Origin of the sequence: Thalassovita sp., from assembly GCF_965218685.1 — a bacterium.
Classification (GTDB): Bacteria; Pseudomonadota; Alphaproteobacteria; order Rhodobacterales; family Rhodobacteraceae; genus Thalassobius.
Window position 1 is genome coordinate 1,842,831 of record NZ_OZ244657.1, and the last position, 18,092, is coordinate 1,860,922.

Genomic DNA, 18,092 nt, shown 5'->3' on the forward strand with positions numbered 1-18,092 from the left:
TCATCTCCAGAATACCCCCCATTCGCGGGCCAGGTCAGGCCGATGATAATCGCGCACCATCGGGTAAAGCCGATCGTTCACGTTCAGACGGGCACCGCCATCGCGGGTCAAGGACTGGATCGTGATCGTGTTGGTTCTGCGGGTCGGTTTGCCAAGCGCCCAGGACATGGGCAACGTGACGCGGATGCCCTTGTCAAACGAGCCCTCGCCGAAATCGTCGATGCTGGCGTCTGTGAAGGTCGCATAGGCACCGACACGCCAGCCATTGGCAAACTCGCGATCCAACGAGAACGTGGCGCCGATGTCACCAGCCAGATAGCTGCCCACGTCCAGCTGTCCGTGGAAGCCGCGGCCGAAGTCGTAATAGGCCGAGATATGGCCGTTAAACTCGGGGATGGTGCCCGAGACGGTATTGCGGCTGCGCAGGCCGAACAGCTGATCGAAGTCGCGCGGGCGTACCCAGTTCAGCTCGCCCCCGATGGCCAGGCGGCTGTCCACGGGTTTCCACAGGACCTCGCTTGAGATACCGGCATACATGGTTTCCAGATAGCCCGCGCTGATGCGGCTATACAGGTTCTTGCCCGGGCGGCCATAGGCGCTGAGCGTCAGGTGTTCCAGCGCGGGATCGCCCTGACGGCTGTATTCAGCGTAATCGGTCCGAACGCGGGGCAGGCCCGACGGGATGGTCCGGGTAACCGAGTCCAGATTGCCCGACAGCTTTTTCGCGATTGAGCCGGACGCAATGATGTTGGGCGCGATCAGATATTGCGCCTTGGCACGGATACCAAAGTCCGAACGCACCGGGTTATCCGGGTCAAACACGCTTAGCTGCATGTAGGGGCTGATCGACCAGTTCAGGCGCTGTTGCAGACCGCCCTCAAGTGGTGGAACGCCGCCGCGTGCGTCAGCGATGCCCAGCTTGGCCAGCATCTGGTCAGCGGGGGCGTTTTCCAGCCGCTCAAGATCCGAACGTTTCAGCGTGATGGCCGACATGGCCATGCCGCGTACGACGGGAATGATCACGAAAGTCTCGATCGAGCCGGGCAGGATGCGCGACATGGTACGGGCCGCGCGACCGATTGCTTCGGGCTCGTAGCCATAGGTTTTGTTGGCAAGGCGCAGCGTCGCGGTGCGGGCGGTCAGGGTCATGCCCTCATAGACCAGATCCTCGCTGGCCAGCGACTTGCGCATCCGCGCAGGCAGCCCTTGGACCAGCGCGCCATTGCTTTGCCAGCCCAGATCGCCCTTGGCCGCAGCGGTGCGCGGGCGGACCGGCAGCGGTGCTTTTTCGGTGCCGCTGGGTACGCTGGATTTCTTGGGGTTGGTGTGGAAGGTCAACTGCGCGCCGATTTCTGTGCCGTACATGTGGTAAAACGACAGTTGCGTGCCATTGCGGAACCGGTAATCCAGACCGAAGTTCCAGGGCGAATCCTTGGTAAACACCGGTCCGATCCCGGTGGTGTCGGTTTCCTGTACATAGGCGTCTGAAGAATATTCAGCCTTCAGCGTCAGCTTGTCCGAGACCTGGTAGGACAGCCCGCCAAAGGCTGCGAAATCGCCGCGGAACCAGCGATCATAGGTGGGAATGCCACCTTCACCCAGAACCTCGCTGGGGCGGGTGCCGAACGAACCAAGTGGGTGATAGCTGCCCAAACGCCCCCAGCCGATCCCGCCGGTTACGCGCAGACGCTTGCCCAGGGATTTGCTGGCGACGATGTACTCGCCCCCGTAAAGCCCGGTGCCGATGAAATCCTGCAGGCCGACGGATACTGCGGGGCGGATGTTCGTTTCGTCCCAGACCTGATAACGCAGATCGAAGCTGCGGTCATAATAGCTGGGGTCGGGCCAGCCGCGCACATACAGGTGATTGATCGCCGAATACCGGAACGAGCCGGTCAGTTTCGGCAGCACCTGAAAGGTGATCGAGGTGCGCGAGTTGCCGCCAAAATACGAAAAGGTGGTCGACAGGGTCGCATCTGGTGCCATGTCAGCCGAGGGCATGTCGATGACGCCCGGTGTGCCATACAGGTTGAACGGACCTTCTTGCTGGGCCACGGCTGCGCCCGAGCTCATCAACAAAGCCAAAGCCCCAAGCCGCAGTGCGCGGCGGCCCGATTTACCCGAGCTCGTTAGGTCATCTCGAAGTAACATATGAATACAGCCTGCCAAAATAATCTCGGTTCCACGGGTAAGCGATCCTGTTTGAGCTGTCTATCGATTCCGGGCCCAAAGCGGTGCAATCTGAGGCAATCGCGTATGTTTGTCACACATTCCGGCGTTTTGCCCGGCTGGGTGATTTCTGGCTCTGCCCTTGCGGGTGTGGACCGGTTAGGCTGGGTCCCAAGGACGCAAATCCGGAAGGGGACAGGCGTGGAGTGGTTGGAATTTGCCGCGGCGATGGGGGTATTCATGGCCTCGCACCGCATCCCGGCGATGCTGGGAGTGAAAGGTGCAGCGCAGCGTGTGCTGGGCGCGCATGGATATACAGCGCTGTTCAGCGTGGTCTCGGTCTTGCTGCTGCTGTGGGTTGTCTGGGCGGCCGGTAGGGCGCCGGTGGTGCCGCTATGGCCCCAGTCCGAGGCCGCGCGCTGGGCAGTAAACCTGGCGCTGCCGGTGGCCATTTTACTGGGCAGTTTCGGTGTGGGCGCTCCCAACCCCTTTTCATTCGAAGGCCGCGAGGACGGGTTTGATCCCGACCGGCCGGGGATCGCAGGGGTCACGCGACAGCCGCTTTTGTGGGCGCTTTTGCTGTGGTCCGCAGCGCATCTGTGGGCCAATGGCGATCTGGCGCATGTGATCTTGTTCGGCACATTTGCGCTGTTCTCGGGCTTGGGGATGTGGATTGTCGAGCGCCGCCGCCGCCGCCTGATCGGCCCCAAGGCGTGGCGCGCGCAAACCCGCCGCGCCGGGCTGGTTCCGTTTTCCGCTTTTGTGTCAGGGTCTTGGAGACCACAATCCGCACCCGCCCCATTGCGGCTGGGGATCGCCTTGCTGATCTGGATCGTGCTGATCTGGGCCCATCCCGGCGTTATAGGGGCATGGCCGCTGCCCTGACAGCCCACGCTGAAGCCCGTCTTACTTTGTTTGTTCGTGCCTGGGCGGTTTACCAAGGAACCGCCCGATAATGGGGGCCAAAAGTACAACCAAAACAATACGCAGGATGTGGTGGGTGACGACATAGGCCAGATCGGCACCGGCAATGATCGCGATAACGACCATCTCAGCCTGTCCTCCGGGTAAAAATGCAAGCAGAGCCTCAAGCGAGGGCGCAAGTTGAAGCTTTGAAATGACCGCGAAGAACAACAGCGAAATCGCGCCCAGCAGGACCGAATAAACCACCCCCGCGAATACGTTCAGGCGCAATTCCTGGCTGGTGATGCCGACGTATTTGACCCCAACCGCGATGCCGATAAAGAACTGAGAGGCCTGAATGATCTCGGCAGGGGGGCGGGTTTCAATGATGCCGGACAGTGACAGCACCATCGTGACGATCAACGGCCCCAGAATTGACGCTCCGAACAGGCCGATCCGTTCAAAGAACTTCCAACCCAGAAGACCAGCCGCAATCATCAGGACGATCTGATCCACCGAAACCGTAGAAATCGGCTGCCCTGGGGGTGACGACAGATCCAGCTGCCATACCGTTTGAATGGCAAAAGGCGCGATGGAAACAAGGACAACAACGCGTGTTGCATGGATCAGCGACAGTGCGCGCGGGTCGCCTCCGGCCTCTTCGCCGAAGATCAGCATGTCCTGCAAACCGCCGGGCATGGCCGAGTACCAAGAGGTCACGGGGTCGAACCCGTACACATATCGTAGCAAAGGATAGCCCAGGGCGGCGATCGCGGCGATGAACAGCGGCACAAACAACAAAGAAAGCGCAATGTCAGGCAGGTGATGCAGCAACGCAGGCGTGACCGAGGCCCCCACGGCGACCCCCAAGAACGTGCGCATGAACATGCCAAACTGCCCCGCGCCTTGCAGTTTTGCGCCAAAGAGCGCCGCCAGAAGGCAGGCGAACATTGGCCCCAGCAAAAAGGGCAGGGGCAGCCCGAGGACGTAAAACCCCAGACTGCCCAAACCAGCGATCAGAAATGTCAAAGCACGTGTCATATCTTGCTTTGTGCAGGAGACATGCGGATCGTCAATCCCCTTCGGCCACGCCTTCGGCGCGGGCGCGTGCGCGCCGCGCCCGGTAGCTGGGCAAGACGATCAGCAACCCGGCCAGAACCAGAAGACCAAGAGTCATGGGACGTTCCCAGATGAACGACACGCCGTCATACAGCTGCATGGACCGCGAGAAGTTGTCCTCCATCATGCCGCCAAGGATGAACCCGATCAGCAGCGGTGCAAGCGGGTAGTCCGCAAATTTCAACGCGGTCGCACAGACACCAAAACCGACCAGAATAAGCAACTCGGTAGCGTTGTTTTGCCCGATATAGGCCCCCATCAGCGTGAAAAACAGGATGAAAGGGATCAGGTAGTTGCGCGGCACCGACAGAACTTTGGCGATATAAGGAATAAGCGGCAGGTTCAGGATCAAAAGCACAAGATTGCCGATGAACATGGACATGATCACCGCCCAGAACACTTGGGGTTCGTCGATCATCAAGCGCGGCCCCGGCGTCACGTTAAGCGCAATCAGAGCGCCCAAAAGAATCGCCGTGGTGCCGGACCCCGGAATGCCCAGCGTCAGAAGCGGAACGAAAGACCCTGTGCATGCTGCGTTGTTCGCAGTTTCAGGCGCAGCCAATCCCTTGATCGAGCCCTTGCCGAACTCGTCCTGCTCTTCCTTGGTGGCGATATTGCGTTCAACTGCATAACCCAGGAAGCTGGCGATGGTTGCGCCTGCGCCGGGTAGAACGCCGATAAAGAAACCTTGCAAAGATTGACGGCCGATAACGGGCGCAATGGATTTCGCCTCGTCCCGAGTGATCCGCAGGTTGGAAATCTCGCCGCCATCGCCGCTCATTTCTTTCTTTTTAAGCACAAGGAACATGGCTTCGGGCAGGGCGAACATGGCCATGGCCAGGGTCACAAAACCAAAGCCTGACTGAAGATCCATAATCCCCATCGTAAAGCGCGGCATGTTGAACAGGGCGCCTTCGCCCACGGTCGCCATGATCAGGCCAAGAACCGTCATCAGCAGCGCCTTGGCTACTTGTCCGGTGCCCGCAAAGGCCGCGATGGCGGACAGGCCGACGACCATGAGCGCGAAATATTCGGACGAATGGAACAACAGCGCGACAGAGGACAGGGCAGGCGCAAAGACCATCAACAGGAGCGCCCCCACAGTGCCGCCAGCGAAGCTTGAGATTGCGGCGATGGTCAGGGCTTTGCCCGCCTTGCCCTGACGCGCCATTGGGTAGCCATCGAAGCTGCTTGCGACCGTGCCCGCGACCCCCGGCGCGTTCAAAAGGATCGAAGAGGTAGATCCGCCAAAGATGGCCCCGTAATAGACGCCCGCCAAAAGGATCAACGCGGCAGACGGATCGCCCATCGAGATGGCGACAGGGATCATGATCGCGATGATGGACATCGGGCCAAGGCCCGGCAACATGCCGATAAAGGTGCCGATCAGACAGCCCGCGATCACCATCAACAGGTTTTGTACAGACAGGGCCGTTTGAAGCCCGATCAAAAGTCCTTCGAGCATGTCAGCCTCCTATCATTTCAGCGAGGAATCCGGGAAGGGGACGCAGGTAAATTCCAAGAACCTGCTGCACGAGATACCAGACGATAAAGGTGGCAATCCCGGCGACAATGGCCATGACATGCCAACGGCGTTCGCCCAGGATTGTTGAGCCAAGAACCAGAAAGCCAAAGGTCGAGATCAAAAAGCCCAAGGGGCGCAGGCACAGGGCATAGGCCACCATCAGGACCAGCAACAAAACCGCTTGGTCAAGATGATACTCTTGCAAACGGCGGTAATCGATGTCGCCGATCTTGGGCTCACCCTTTTCGAACCCAAGCAGTATGATCAGACAGGTGATGATGCCGATGATCGACAGAACCTTTGGGAAAGTGCTGGGCCAGATCGGCGCGCGGCGCATGAAGGGCGCAAGCCCTGCATCCATCGCAAACCAGGCCGTATAGCCATAGGTCAGACAAATTCCCAAGATGACGAGCGCAATCCAACGATCAAGCGCCATGTTCCCCTCCCTCTTTATTGAGTGAGGGCGGGGTTAAACCCCGCCCTGATCCAGTTTTCAGCCGTGATTAAAGAAAACCCAGCTTCTTCATGAGATCGCCAATGACCTTTTCCTGACCCTCAAGGAAGGTTTTGAAATCATCACCGGAATTGTGGATGTTGACCCAGCCGTTACGGGCCCGAACGGTTTCCCATTCATCGGTTTCGTACATTTTTGCGATAGCGTCTTGGTACATGGCCAGCTTGTCCGCTGGCAGACCCGGGGCCGCAAAGAAACCGCGCCAGTTCACAAAAGTGGTGTCGATGCCTTGCTCTTTCAGGGTCATCGCGTCAGGCGCCGCGTCAACACGTGTCTCTGATGTCACGCCGATGATTTTCACTTCGCCAGCGGCTGCCAGATCGACGGCCTCGGAAAAGCCGGTCGACAGGGCCGCGATCTCACCAGACAACAGTGCGGCCATCGCTTTGCCGCCCGCATCATAGGCGATGTATTTCACGCTCAGTGCGTCTTTGCCGGCAGCTTCGAATGCCATCGCGGCCACTAGGTGATCCATACCGCCAGGAACCGAGCCACCGCCAATTGCGGTTTTGGACGGGTTTGCGTCATAGGCGGCAAGCAGGTCCGCCATCGAGTTGATCGGGCTGTCTTTGCCCACAACAATCGCGGCATAATCCCCGATGGTGCCAGCGACCAGGGTCAGATCGCGGAAGTTATGCGGGAAAACGCCGGTCAACGAACGGATCACGATGGGGGTCGAGTTGACCATCAGCGTGTCATGGCTGCTGTCGGCGTTTTCGATCAGGTAACCGATCGCTTTGCCGCCGCCGCCGCCCGACATGTTTTCATAAGACGCCGTGCCCACCAGACCCGACTTGGTCAGCGCCTCACCAGTGCCGCGGGCGGTGCCGTCCCAGCCGCCACCGGCGCCGCCGGGGATCAGGAAATGCACTTTATCCAGCACTTTGTGCCCATCAGCAAAGACCGGGCTTCCCACAGCCATTGCTGCCACAGCAGCCGCGATCAGGGCGCGCCGGCCCAGTTTCAATTTCGTCATGATGTCCTCCCATTTGACATTGGCAGTGCTTGCCGATCAGTTCAGAACAAGCTGACCGTTGAAGCTGACACAAAGCTGACACGGCCCGAAAAAAGGGAATGGGAGGACGCGAGGCCAATGAGGTTTCTTCTGGTCGAAGACAAACTGCAACTTGCCGAAGCCGTAGTGGATCGGCTGATGCTGGACGGGCACGTGGTGGATCACTCTGCCGATCTTGCAACGGCAAGGCATTTTACGGCGACGACTGCTTATGATTTGATTTTGTTGGATATTATGTTGCCTGATGGCGATGGTCGGACCTTTCTGGAAAGCCACAGAAATCAGGAATCAAGCACACCGGTCATCGTGCTGACCGCGCGTTCGGAAGTGGCGGATCGGGTCGGGCTGCTGGACCTTGGTGCAGACGATTACATGGTCAAACCAATTGACTTTTCCGAGCTGGAAGCACGCTGTCGGGCGGTGCTGCGACGGCGGGGTGGCTCTGCGCAGAACCTGCTTTCGATCGGCGATCTCAAGTTTGATTCGCATGCCGGAGTGATAAAAATCGGCAAAAAGGACATTCAGCTTCGCACACGAGAATTACGCCTGTTCGAAGTTCTGGCCAAGTCACCGGGGCAGGTTTTCCCCAAATCCGTACTCATTGATCGTCTCTTTTCCTATGATGAAGAGGCCTCGGAAAATGCCATCGAGGTTTACGTGGCTCGTCTGCGTCGGCATTTGGAAAAGTCCACCGTCAAGATCGTTACCTTGCGGGGGCTGGGATACAAACTGGTGGTCGAATGATTACACCCCTTGCTCAGGTCTCGATCCGTCGCCGCTTGCTGATGTCGCTGTTGGCCAGCGCGGCTGTCCTGGCCGTGGTGGTGTTCTTTGTGGTGCAATCGGTGGCGCGACAGGTCGCCCAGGAAAGCCAGGACAACATCCTGGCCGCATCTGCGATGGCCATTCTGGACAGCGCGCGGTTCAGCGGCGGCCAGCTGAATGTCGACCTGCCGTATTCGGCGCTTTCAATGCTTGATGGCATAACGGACGAGCGGGTTTTCTATGCGATCTGGCTGGAGAAAGACTTCCTGAGCGGGTACGAAAACCTGCCGCGTGCAAAGGGGAATTCAAACGGCAGAGCAGCGTTTGTATCCGCAGATTTTCTTGATGTTGCAGTCCGCATCGCGACCGTGGACAAGCGCGTGTCGACGGATGATAGTCAAAAAATGCTTTATGTCTCGGTTGCGCAGACGCTGTCGGGACAACAGCAAACACTCGCAAAGATTTCTCAGTCCGCGATGAGCGTTGGCGCGGCCTTCTTTTTGGTTTCGGTCCTGTTGGCCGCAATGATTGCCCGCAGCACGATCAGGCCGCTGGATCGTCTAGCCCTGTCCGTCTCGCGGCGGGGCCCCAAGGATCTTCGCCCCGTGTCCGCGCCTGTCCCAACCGAGATGATCCCGCTTGTTGCCTCGTTGAACTCATTCATGAAGCGGCTGCAGCGTTCTTTGGTCCGGTCCGAGGACTTTATCGCCGAGGCCGCGCATCGTGTTCGCACACCCTTGGCGATCGTGCGCACCAAGGCAGAGATTGTGCAGCGGCAGACAGATGATCCGCAAACATTGGCGTCCCTCGGAGAGATGATCCACGCCATTGATGTCAGCTCTCGCACAGCGGGCCAGTTGCTGGATCATGCGATGGTGACGTTCCGGCTTGATCACTTGGTGCGGGTCAAGATTGATCTGCGCCGGTTGGTGCAGGATACCGTTGAACGGTCCCGTCCGATGTCCGAGCTCAAAGACATCGAAATTACCATCGAAGAGGCCCAAGACGCCACTTTGGATGGCGACCCGATCCTGCTGCAAAACGCGATCCTCAACTTGCTGGACAACGCCGTTAAGTATACCCCATCCGGTTCTTTGGTTGAGGTCAGGCTGTCGCGCGATGACGCACATGTGTGGATCGACATCAACGACAACGGGCCCGGGTTTCCCGAGGCTGAAATGAAACATCTCATGGGGCGTTTCGAGCGCGGTGGAAACACGGAAAATGTTGTCGGATCTGGGCTTGGGCTGACCATCGTCAAAGAGGTCGTCGAAGCGCATGGCGGGCGCCTGAAAATCGAAAACAACCACGGAGGCGGCGCATGCGTCAGTTTGCTTTTTCCCTTGTCCTGAGCCTTTTGCCGGGATGGGTCGCGGCCTTCGAGATCGAAGATGTCGCCTATTTCGGCCCGCGTGACAGCGCGCAGCAATTGCAGGTTATCTCTACCGCGGACATCGAATTTTTTCGGCCCATGATCACCTCGTTTCTGGCGGAAAATCCCGATACTTCAATCCACTACACCGTGGCAAGCTCGACCGAGCTGCAAAAGGCGATCATCGAGGAGGGACAGAGCTTTGATCTGGTGATCTCCAGCGCGATGGATCTGCAGACCAAGCTTGCCAATGACGGGTGGGCCCAAAAGCATGTTTCGGATGCGACGCGATCTTTGCCCGCCTGGGCGTCCTGGAACGATATGCTGTTTGCGTTCACACAAGAACCCGCGACGATCGTGGTGTCCAAAACGGGTTTTGAGAACCTTCCGGTTCCAAGGGACCGCCACGACCTGATCAATCTTCTGCGTCAGTATCCCGATATTTTTCGGGGACGTGTCGGCACATATGACGTGCGGCAATCGGGACTGGGTTACTTGTTCGCGACCCAGGATACCCGCGCATCGGAAACCTATTGGCGCCTGACCGAGGTTATGGGCGCGCTTGATGCGCGGCTTTATTGTTGTTCTTCCGACATGATCGAAGCCCTGAAAAGCGGAGAGCTTTTGATCGCCTACAATGTGTTGGGCAGCTACATCGTGAACCGGGAAGACTACGACGAGTTCACCATCATTTTGCCAGCGGATTTCACCACTTTGATGTTGAGAACCGCGATGATCCCCGACGGCGCACGCGCCCCCGAGCTTTCGGGGCTTTTCATTGACCACCTGCTTGGGCAGTCCTTTGGGGCAGGGGCACAATCGCTCGTGCACCCTGACCTTGATCTCAGCCCGGTGGATACGGCCTTGAACCGCATTCGCATTGGCCCAGGGCTTTTGGTCTTCCTCGATCAGCTAAAGAAGCGGAGTTATCTTTCCGAATGGGAAAGCGCCATTTTGCAGAACTAGCAAACTCACGCACCTTTTCATGCAGTTCAGCGCCGTGGCGCCCTATCACTGCGCGGATTTGCTTTTGAACGAGATCTTCACTGTAGTTTCTAAACTTGCGTAACATTGCTCATCTCAAGCACGGGAGCGGCCATTGTGGACTCTCCAATTGTCTATCGATACGGCAGCTCTGTCCCGCGTTCCTGACCTCCAAGTGTTGACGGTTTTTGCTTCTGCAGCCAATGGCCGGAATGCGGGCCGCAACTGCTGCATCCTGAATGCCCGGCGATGGCTGGTTTGAGCCGCCATAACCGCCGACAACGCGACTGAAAGAGCGGAATGCTGCGGTCGACCTAAAGTCCGCAGATAGCCCAAAGTCACCAATGCTGCGGTATGCGCCAATAACTACTTTATCAGCTTAGCAGTCTTGGGCCAGATCAATCAGGTAGCTTTTCAAACCACCCTGTTTCTAACGCTCTCGCCCAATCGTTTCGTCCGTTCCTTAACGCGAGTTCACTGGCTTTACTCATTGCGTATGGGACGGACCTAAATGTCGCGGTCCACTCCCCACACAGTTTTTCAACCACTGTGTAGGAAGCATTTGGTGTCCCAGTTTGCATGTGGTGGTATACAGGGGTTTCATCGTCATAGGCAGGGCAGCCTACGCTGCCTGGGTTTATGATCGTGCGGCCATCCAGCAAACGAACGCAACGTGGGATATGAGTATGTGCGCAAAGCATCAGGCTTGCCTCAATCCCTGCCGCTTCGTGACTTATCTCTTCCAAGGTTGCCGTTCTAACTGTGCCATTATCTTCAACGCGTTCAAGCCAATAAGTATTGTCGCTTTTCGGTGTTCCGTGACACAAGAACACCTCATCAAAAACGGTTCGCGTGGAAGGAAGGTCGGCTATCCAATCAATATGCTTTTTGCTCAGCTGGTCGAACGCCACTTGATCAGAAGGCCCCATGTCAGACCAGGCCTGTTCAATGAGATATCGATCATGATTTCCGCGAACTGAAATAAAGTTACGTTCTATCAATAAGTCAGCGGTTGCGGCCGCGTCGATTGGACCACTAAAGAAGTCGCCAAGATTTATTGCAGTTGTTACCTTTTGCGCCTCCATGTCTTTAAGAACGGCCTCTAGCGCATAAGAGTTACCGTGAATGTCGGCCAACACCGCAAATTTCATATTATTGCCCCACAATCAAACGAGAATTTCTTAAGGTCGAATATGCATAAAGCAGACATCAAATCCAGATTATCAAAAGTCTGTTTTGTCCGCACAACGGCCGTCCAGCCAAGCGAATTGGTGCATTTGCCCGCCAAGTCCGGTTCGGCGGGCCGCGCCGCAGCCGAAAACCACGCTTTGCCGCAGCAGAGAAAGTGGCCTTCCAACCGAACCGATCAATCAGCGCTTTTGCCGTTATTGTTTGGTCGGCGTAGCGGAGCCAAGATCAGTGCCAAGAGTTCGCCAATCCCGCTGCGAAAGGCCGGATTTATTACTTTTTTAGCGTTTTTGCTGTCATGACGATGGTGCGACTGACGCTGGTTACCGTGGTGCGGCATCTGGCGAGGCTTTGATAAAGGCATTGATCCGACGAGCGATTTCCTCGCCTTGATCGTCTTGAAGAAAGTGGCTGGCCTCAGGAAGACGCACGTGATCCCAGCCTTCAGGCCCCGGCACTTGCGCGATCATCGCCTGCTGAACCTCCGGGCGACCCAGGTTTCCGGGATCGTTGCTGCCCCAGATCGTCAGAAAGGGCTTTTCGAAGGTGCCCAAACCAAGCCACGCCTTGTCGGTGACACCGACCAGCGTGTTTGCCAAGCCAGGGAAGGAACGTGGTCCACCCATGGCTATTCGCGTGGGAAAAGGTGCGTCGTATGCAGCCTTTTCGCCTTCGCTCAACTCGAAAAAGGTCACTGCTTCGATTATGTCGGAGGCCTTGAATCTCTTGAAGTTCCTCGCGTAGTCGATCCAGATTCCAAAAAAATCACCACTGATCTGACCATCGATCCGGTTGCCTTCTGCGTCGAAGAAAGCAGTTTGCTTTGCAGGAATCGAAGTCATGCTGCGGTGAAACATTTGCCGGGTCATCAGGGGGTTTTTCGGCAGTTCGAACGGTGTTTCAGTGAACACGGGCAGAGCGCCATTGCCAAGAATTACTCGGCGGAACGGGTCCGGATTCAGCCCGACGACATACAGTCCGATCAAGCTGCCCCAATCCTGAGCGAACAAGGAGATGTCATCGAGCTCCAGCGCCTGGATGAATGTTTCAAGTCGATATGTGTGGTCGAGATATCGGTAGTAATCGGGGTCTGTCGGCTTATCCGAACGACCCATGCCGAGATGATCCATCGCGATGACACGATGACCTGCTTCGACCAGGACCGGGATCATCTTGCGGTAGAGATAGGACCAAGAGGGCTGACCATGCAGCAGGAGGATGGTTTCGTCAGCATCCCTTGGTCCGACATCGACATATGCCTGGCGCAATCCATCAATGATCACGTATTCCGGGGCGTAGGGCCAATCGGGCAGATTTTCGAAGCATGCATCCGGCGTGCGGACGAATTCGGTGCCGTCCTCGGTGGTCATGGTTTCCAATTCGGCGAAGCATGGACTCTCCTGCGCGGATGCGACCCCCAGCGGGACTGACAGGAGCAAACCCATGATTGTGGAACGAACGTTAATGCGCATGTGGACTGAACTCCCAAATTCCCTTGTCACGATTACTGTGGGCCTTGAGCCGATCTCCTCAGGATCACGATCCCCCAGATGAAGAAGCCCAATTCGACGATGGTCGAAACAAGGGTGACGGCATCCAGTGTACCGTTGATGAAGGCGGGTATGCGGGTGAGAATGAGCAGCCAGAAAACGACCAGCACGGCGCGGATGAAATTTTCTTTTTTTGTCATCATGTACCTACGCCAGAAGTTCGTGGATAGAATACTGGTCGGAATTGACCGGCAGGCTGATCAATGTGCCGTCGTTTGCCATCCGCACCTCGCCGCTGTAGATGGCGCGCGCATCCCTCAGGAACGGATTGACGAGTGGGGCCGGCACAGGGGGGAGCACGTGGGTGATCATCAGCAACGGAACACCGGCCTCGCGCGCGACAACTGCTGCTTCTTCAGGTCTGATATGGGACTCCTGGATATCCTCCGCAACGGCGGTCAGGTTGTTTTCCATGTGACGTCCCGCATCGGCCACCCATTGTGACATCTTGTGGTTCAACGCGTCGCTGACCATCAGATCAGCCCCGTTTGCGTGGTGAATGAGGCTGTCCGAGTAGATAGTGTCACCGGTAATCAACACGCTTCGGTCCCGGTAATTCACGCGGAATCCGACCGCCGGTACAACGGGCGGATGATCGACATTGAAGGCAACGACCTGAACGTTGCCTGCCTCGTAGACCACATCGCTCGACATGAGATCCGTGCCTAGATCGAATGTGTGCGCCTCGCCTCCAAAGCCAGACGGGGGCATGACCTCCGCGCCATGATGGTCGATGCGATACCCGCGATCAAGCCGATAGGCGCGCAGGAAGCCTTCCACGACATCTTCCACGCCAGGAGGTCCAAAGACTTTCAGTGGCTCGGACACGCCAGACCCTGTCCAGTGCTGTAGCATGAACTCACCCAGATCACTGATATGGTCGGAGTGGAAATGCGTCAGAAACAGCGCATTGACGGAACTGATACCCAAACCGGTGAGGGCAAGTTGGCGCGTACTTCCGGGGCCTGTATCGAAAACAAGCATCTGGTCGCCGGCAACCACAACTGTCTGGGGTCCGGCACGTTTGGGGTCCGGAAGGGGGGCGCCCGTGCCGGTTGTGATCACGTGCAGGGCATCCGTGTTAAAGAAGGCCCCGTTCCGGTTGGCACCAACGCCTTTCTCAATCAGTCGTTGGATGGTCGCATCCGGCAGATTGTTCATGAAATGCGCACCACCGGCCACGAGCAAACCAGACGCGCCGAGCCCGGCACCGGTCAAGATGTCCCGACGCGAAAGGCCTTTGGCGAGTGATACCGCGCCGGGACTCGCTTCGGTGTCGCGCGCCTCGTCCGTGCGTTTTTCGTCAGTCATGGAGTTTGCCAACGTGGATTTCTGCCTTTTCGGATTTCATCGGGTCAGTTCCTTTCCGCGAGCATCGCGAGCAGCTTCTGGGCCGTCTCGCCGGACGAGTTCTGGTTCTGCCCGGTGACGATGTTGCCATCGACGGCGACATACGTGGCAAAGAAGTCGCGGAAGGCGGTGGAACTGACGAAGTTCGCGCCTTGCGCGCGCAATTCCCTTTCAGGATGTTGCGGAGTGATGCCGATCCCCAGTTCCTCGACCTGCTTGTCGGTGACACCCGTCATCGTTCGCCCTTCGACCAGCGGGCTGCCATCGACATCCTTTGCCATCAGAAAGCCCAGGGCTCCGTGGCAGACCGAACCTAACAGGATGTCTTCTGCGTGGGCCTGGGTAATTTTTTCGCCCAGTTCGGGGCTTACGCCGAGGTCATATGCCGCGCCCCACCCCCCCGACATGAAGATGAGGTCGTAGTCCGAGACATCGATTTCACCGATCCTGAGCGAATTGGCCGTCTTGTTCTGCGCCTCTTCGTCATCGAGGTAGCGGTGGTCGGCGGGCGTGGCGAGTGGCCATCGCAAGCCGACGGGTTCAAACGGGATTTTGCCACCAGACGGGCTGGCCACGTCGACGGTCATGCCCGCATCCGAAAACTCATAATAGGGTATGGTCAGTTCCGACCCATAGACGCCTGTCGCCACACCATCCGCCGGATCGCCGAGCGTGCCGTGGTTCGTCGCTATGATCAGCGCCCGTTTCCCGGCGAGGTCGAAGTCTTGTCTCTCATAATGCGGGTGAAAGCCGATGGCGCTTAGAATCTGTGTCAGGAATAAAAGGATCAGTGCAACAGACCCCAACACTATTCCTGCCGCGATGATAAATTTCTTTCTCATGGCTCACCTTTCATTTGCCTTATTGCTCCGGCTTTTTCATCCAGAGCCCCCCGCTTCGAGCTCGGATCGTGTTAGGATGCCATCGGCATTCTGGTCGATCCGACGGAACACGGGGGCCGGTTTATTGACGAATTCGCTCTGACTGATCCGCCCGTCACTGTTTTCGTCGAGATAAGCAATCTCTGCCAATTGTGTCCTGACGCGGCGGGCGGCCCAGCGAGGAAAGTCGTCTTCGCTCAGGTATCCATCGCCGTTACGGTCGATCTGTGGCCAACGCGCGGCCTGGACAGTGCGGAACTCAGCGCGCGAGATGACACCATCACCGTTTGCGTCGATCTTGTCAAAATTGGCCAGAATCTGCGGGATCGGGTCCTGCGACTGCGCCAGAGCGGGAAGGGGGGCAGCAGAAAACGCGGTAACGAGCAGAATAGTGCGGAACATCGGCCTGTCCTTTAGAAATGCGGCGCAATTGGCTTGCCAGGCAACAAACGGAGGGTCCGAACCCAGTGCCCCCTGTCGTCGCTTCGACCAAGGGAACTACAGGTGCGAAATTTCAGGGATGTTTCAGAAGTCTGCCTATATGTGTCAAACCGTGACACGGGCCGACTTTTGCAACATCCTGCAACGACCTGGCGCTGCCCAAGAAGCCGCAACCATGACAAAGTCGATGACATGAGCGTTAAACCCGACCGAGTAATCGTCGTTGACGACGACGCCGAGCTGCGCGCGCTGCTGCGCCGGTTTCTGTCTACGCATGGCTTCGAGACCCGCGTGGTGGACGGTGGCGCAGCACTAGACCGGGAATTGTCGCGCAACCCGGCAGATGCCATCGTTCTCGATCTCATGATGTCAGGCGAAGACGGGCTGGCTATATGCAGACGCCTGCGCGCGGCGGGTGATATGACGCCGATCGTGATGTTGACGGCACGGGGCGATCCGATCGACCGCATCATCGGACTCGAGTCCGGCGCGGACGATTATCTGCCCAAACCATTTGAGCCCCGCGAACTGGTGGCCCGTCTTTCAGCGGTGCTGCGACGCACGCGGGGTCAGGGTGATGTGTCTACGGACGACATCGTCACAGTCGGTTCACTCGAGATCAATCTCTCGACCCGAAAGGTAATGCGCGACGCCGCGGCGCTGAAGCTATCCAGCCGCGAATTCGCGCTGCTCGCAGCCTTGGTGCGCAGCCGAGGGCGCCCGCTCAGCCGGGCACAACTGATCGACCGCGCGCTTGGGCGCGACGCCGAGGTCACAGACCGCGCGGTGGATGTGCAGATCGCCCGGCTGCGGCGAGCGATCGGGGACCGGGCCGATGACGCCGAGTTGATCAAGACGGTCTGGGGCGTGGGCTACGTGCTGGTGTCTGACGATGTTTGACTCACTCCTGAAACAGAACATCGCGGTTCTTGCCGCCACAATCCTTGGCGCGCTCCTGGTCTCACTTGTGCTGATCGCGGGCCTTGTCCTGCGCCCACATATCGAACGGTCGGCTGCGGACACGGCACAGATGATCCGAAGTCTGGAGCTGTCCTTTCGGCAGATGGACCCGTTCCAGCAGATCCACTTTGCAGAAGCCCTGAGTGCAGGCGACGCGCCGGATGTCGTGGTTTCCGAGACCGCGCCGGAAGACGCGAACAGGCCGCGCAGTTGGTTGTCACGCTACTTCCTGCTCGTATTGTCGAACCGGCACGGAATTTCGGCGTCCGACGTTGTTGTCGATGCCGAAGGTCGCGTCTGGGTGCGCATGGTCACGGCAGATCAGCCCTATTGGCTGTCGCTCAGAGCTTTGCCTGCGACCGACCCAATTGCCGGTCTCGTGGCTGCGTCCGTGATCGCCTTGCTTGCCGCTCTTGCCGGGGGCATTGCGCTTCAACGACGGATTGCCTTGCCGCTTAAGCGCCTAGAGGAAGCTGTGGGTCGCATGTCCAATCCGGCTGACGCCTATGACAGCGAGATCGACCGCCCGCGGGAAATCGCCGCCGTGTCCCGCGCGCTGACGGACATGTCGAAGCGGCTACAGGCGGCAGAGGCCGACCGGGCGCTGATGCTGGCCGGGGTCAGTCACGACCTGCGCACACCGCTCACCAAGCTGCGGCTGACCTTGGCGATGCTGAAGAATGCCGATGCCGATCTCGTCACCGGGGCGGAGCGAAACGTTATTCGCATCGAAGACATGCTCGGCCAGTTCCTCGAATTCGCCCGCGGGTTTGAGACCGAAGAGACACGGGCGGTTCCGCTGCGGTCGCTTTTGCAGCAGGCCGTCGAGGCCAGCGCCGAGCCCACGGCCGTCGTGCTCGACGCGCCATCGGACGTGGTGATCCGGGTGAAGGAGGCAGCCCTTCTTCGCGCCCTCGACAACCTTTTGAGCAATGCGCTCAGATACGGCAAGCCGCCCGTTGTGCTCGGAGCCCGGATCAGCAACGCCGGGTTCACGATCGACGTACGGGATGCCGGGCCCGGCATCTCCCCGGAAATGGTGAGCGAACTGCTGCGCCCCTTCACCCGCGGGAATGTCGCGCGCGCCGGAGAGGGAACAGGCCTTGGCCTGGCCATCGTTGAACAGGTCGCCAGGGTCCATGGCGGAGACGTCACGTTCGAACAGACCGCCGAGATGTTCACCGCCCGCCTTCACCTTCCGCAAGCGGCCGAAGCTTCTTGAGAGTAGGCCGCCTGAAGCTCTTGAACTGCTTGGCATGTCCCTTGATGTACGAATGCAATATCTGGCACCGGAATAGATGGTCCCGTAAAGGGTTGCGACGCTCCGTTGAGCCCGCAATCGAAAAGCCGCCTTTT

At 58.2% G+C, this 18,092-nt stretch carries 18 protein-coding genes; 7 read left to right on the forward strand and 11 right to left on the reverse strand.

All coding sequences use genetic code 11. The features are described 5' to 3' along the window. On the reverse strand, nucleotides 1-2,151 hold the full coding sequence (locus tag ACOQOQ_RS09310) for a YjbH domain-containing protein (RefSeq protein WP_420566720.1): 2,151 nt from the start codon (nucleotides 2,149-2,151) through the stop codon (nucleotides 1-3). A gap of 219 nt (nucleotides 2,152-2,370) precedes the next feature. Here ACOQOQ_RS09310 and ACOQOQ_RS09315 point away from each other — a divergent pair, with 219 nt between their 5' ends. Beyond that, nucleotides 2,371-3,054 (forward strand): NnrU family protein, encoded by a 684-nt coding sequence (locus tag ACOQOQ_RS09315; protein WP_420566721.1) that lies wholly within the window; start codon nucleotides 2,371-2,373, stop codon nucleotides 3,052-3,054. A 21-nt stretch (nucleotides 3,055-3,075) separates the two neighbouring features. On the opposite strand, the gene ACOQOQ_RS09320 is transcribed toward ACOQOQ_RS09315, so the two are convergent. The 4 genes from ACOQOQ_RS09320 to ACOQOQ_RS09335 all read right to left on the reverse strand — a co-directional run bounded on the left by ACOQOQ_RS09320 (nucleotide 3,076) and on the right by ACOQOQ_RS09335 (nucleotide 7,206). Further along, entirely contained in the window at nucleotides 3,076-4,113 is a 1,038-nt protein-coding gene (locus tag ACOQOQ_RS09320) for an AbrB family transcriptional regulator (RefSeq protein WP_420566722.1), read from the reverse strand. Between the two features lie 31 nt (nucleotides 4,114-4,144). Further along, nucleotides 4,145-5,656, reverse strand: coding sequence for a tripartite tricarboxylate transporter permease (locus ACOQOQ_RS09325; RefSeq protein WP_420566723.1), 1,512 nt, complete (start codon nucleotides 5,654-5,656; stop codon nucleotides 4,145-4,147). Nucleotide 5,657: 1 nt separating this feature from the next. Further along, on the reverse strand, nucleotides 5,658-6,152 hold the full coding sequence (locus ACOQOQ_RS09330) for a tripartite tricarboxylate transporter TctB family protein (protein WP_420566724.1): 495 nt from the start codon (nucleotides 6,150-6,152) through the stop codon (nucleotides 5,658-5,660). 67 nt (nucleotides 6,153-6,219) lie between these two features. Beyond that, nucleotides 6,220-7,206, reverse strand: coding sequence for a tripartite tricarboxylate transporter substrate binding protein (locus ACOQOQ_RS09335; protein WP_420566725.1), 987 nt, complete (start codon nucleotides 7,204-7,206; stop codon nucleotides 6,220-6,222). A gap of 117 nt (nucleotides 7,207-7,323) precedes the next feature. On the opposite strand from ACOQOQ_RS09335, the gene ACOQOQ_RS09340 reads away from it, so the two are divergent. From ACOQOQ_RS09340 to ACOQOQ_RS09350, 3 genes are read left to right on the forward strand one after another with little or no spacing between them, the layout of a single operon-like run. Beyond that, on the forward strand, nucleotides 7,324-7,989 hold the full coding sequence (locus ACOQOQ_RS09340; RefSeq protein ID WP_420566726.1) for a response regulator transcription factor: 666 nt from the start codon (nucleotides 7,324-7,326) through the stop codon (nucleotides 7,987-7,989). Next, nucleotides 7,986-9,362: a sensor histidine kinase N-terminal domain-containing protein gene (locus tag ACOQOQ_RS09345; protein ID WP_420566727.1), complete on the forward strand. Its 1,377-nt coding sequence runs from the start codon at nucleotides 7,986-7,988 to the stop codon at nucleotides 9,360-9,362. Before ACOQOQ_RS09340 ends, ACOQOQ_RS09345 begins: the two co-directional genes overlap by 4 nt. Then, on the forward strand, nucleotides 9,332-10,348 hold the full coding sequence (locus ACOQOQ_RS09350; protein ID WP_420566728.1) for an ABC transporter substrate-binding protein: 1,017 nt from the start codon (nucleotides 9,332-9,334) through the stop codon (nucleotides 10,346-10,348). The genes ACOQOQ_RS09345 and ACOQOQ_RS09350 overlap by 31 nt, the downstream gene beginning before the upstream one ends. 416 nt (nucleotides 10,349-10,764) lie before the next feature. Here ACOQOQ_RS09350 and ACOQOQ_RS09355 read toward each other — a convergent pair whose 3' ends face one another. Further along, entirely contained in the window at nucleotides 10,765-11,517 is a 753-nt protein-coding gene (locus ACOQOQ_RS09355) for a metallophosphoesterase family protein (protein ID WP_420566729.1), read from the reverse strand. Nucleotides 11,518-11,559: 42 nt separating this feature from the next. Between ACOQOQ_RS09355 and ACOQOQ_RS09360 the strand changes: the two genes are divergently transcribed. Next, nucleotides 11,560-11,856, forward strand: coding sequence for a hypothetical protein (locus tag ACOQOQ_RS09360; RefSeq protein ID WP_420566730.1), 297 nt, complete (start codon nucleotides 11,560-11,562; stop codon nucleotides 11,854-11,856). A 21-nt stretch (nucleotides 11,857-11,877) separates the two neighbouring features. Here ACOQOQ_RS09360 and ACOQOQ_RS09365 read toward each other — a convergent pair whose 3' ends face one another. Genes ACOQOQ_RS09365 through ACOQOQ_RS09385 form a run of 5 tightly spaced genes read right to left on the reverse strand, consistent with a single transcriptional unit; the run spans nucleotide 11,878 to nucleotide 15,737 of the window. Next, nucleotides 11,878-13,026 carry a haloalkane dehalogenase gene (locus tag ACOQOQ_RS09365; protein ID WP_420566731.1) on the reverse strand — a complete coding sequence of 383 codons (1,149 nt, stop codon included), beginning with the start codon at nucleotides 13,024-13,026 and terminating at the stop codon, nucleotides 11,878-11,880. A 32-nt stretch (nucleotides 13,027-13,058) separates the two neighbouring features. Further along, the gene (locus tag ACOQOQ_RS09370; RefSeq protein WP_420566732.1) at nucleotides 13,059-13,247 is read right to left on the reverse strand and encodes a hypothetical protein; all 189 of its coding nucleotides are present in this window, start codon (nucleotides 13,245-13,247) and stop codon (nucleotides 13,059-13,061) included. Nucleotides 13,248-13,251: 4 nt separating this feature from the next. Further along, complete coding sequence (locus tag ACOQOQ_RS09375) at nucleotides 13,252-14,415, reverse strand: MBL fold metallo-hydrolase (RefSeq protein ID WP_420566733.1); 1,164 nt, start codon at nucleotides 14,413-14,415, stop codon at nucleotides 13,252-13,254. 44 nt (nucleotides 14,416-14,459) lie between these two features. Beyond that, nucleotides 14,460-15,296, reverse strand: a complete 837-nt coding sequence (locus tag ACOQOQ_RS09380; protein WP_420566734.1) for a type 1 glutamine amidotransferase domain-containing protein — start codon at nucleotides 15,294-15,296, stop codon at nucleotides 14,460-14,462. Nucleotides 15,297-15,332: 36 nt separating this feature from the next. After that, the gene (locus ACOQOQ_RS09385) at nucleotides 15,333-15,737 is read right to left on the reverse strand and encodes an EF-hand domain-containing protein (RefSeq protein ID WP_420566735.1); all 405 of its coding nucleotides are present in this window, start codon (nucleotides 15,735-15,737) and stop codon (nucleotides 15,333-15,335) included. 231 nt (nucleotides 15,738-15,968) lie between these two features. On the opposite strand from ACOQOQ_RS09385, the gene ACOQOQ_RS09390 reads away from it, so the two are divergent. After that, nucleotides 15,969-16,676, forward strand: coding sequence for a response regulator (locus ACOQOQ_RS09390; RefSeq protein ID WP_420566736.1), 708 nt, complete (start codon nucleotides 15,969-15,971; stop codon nucleotides 16,674-16,676). Continuing rightward, nucleotides 16,669-17,958 (forward strand): ATP-binding protein, encoded by a 1,290-nt coding sequence (locus ACOQOQ_RS09395; protein WP_420566737.1) that lies wholly within the window; start codon nucleotides 16,669-16,671, stop codon nucleotides 17,956-17,958. Before ACOQOQ_RS09390 ends, ACOQOQ_RS09395 begins: the two co-directional genes overlap by 8 nt. Nucleotides 17,959-18,092 lie beyond the last annotated feature (134 nt).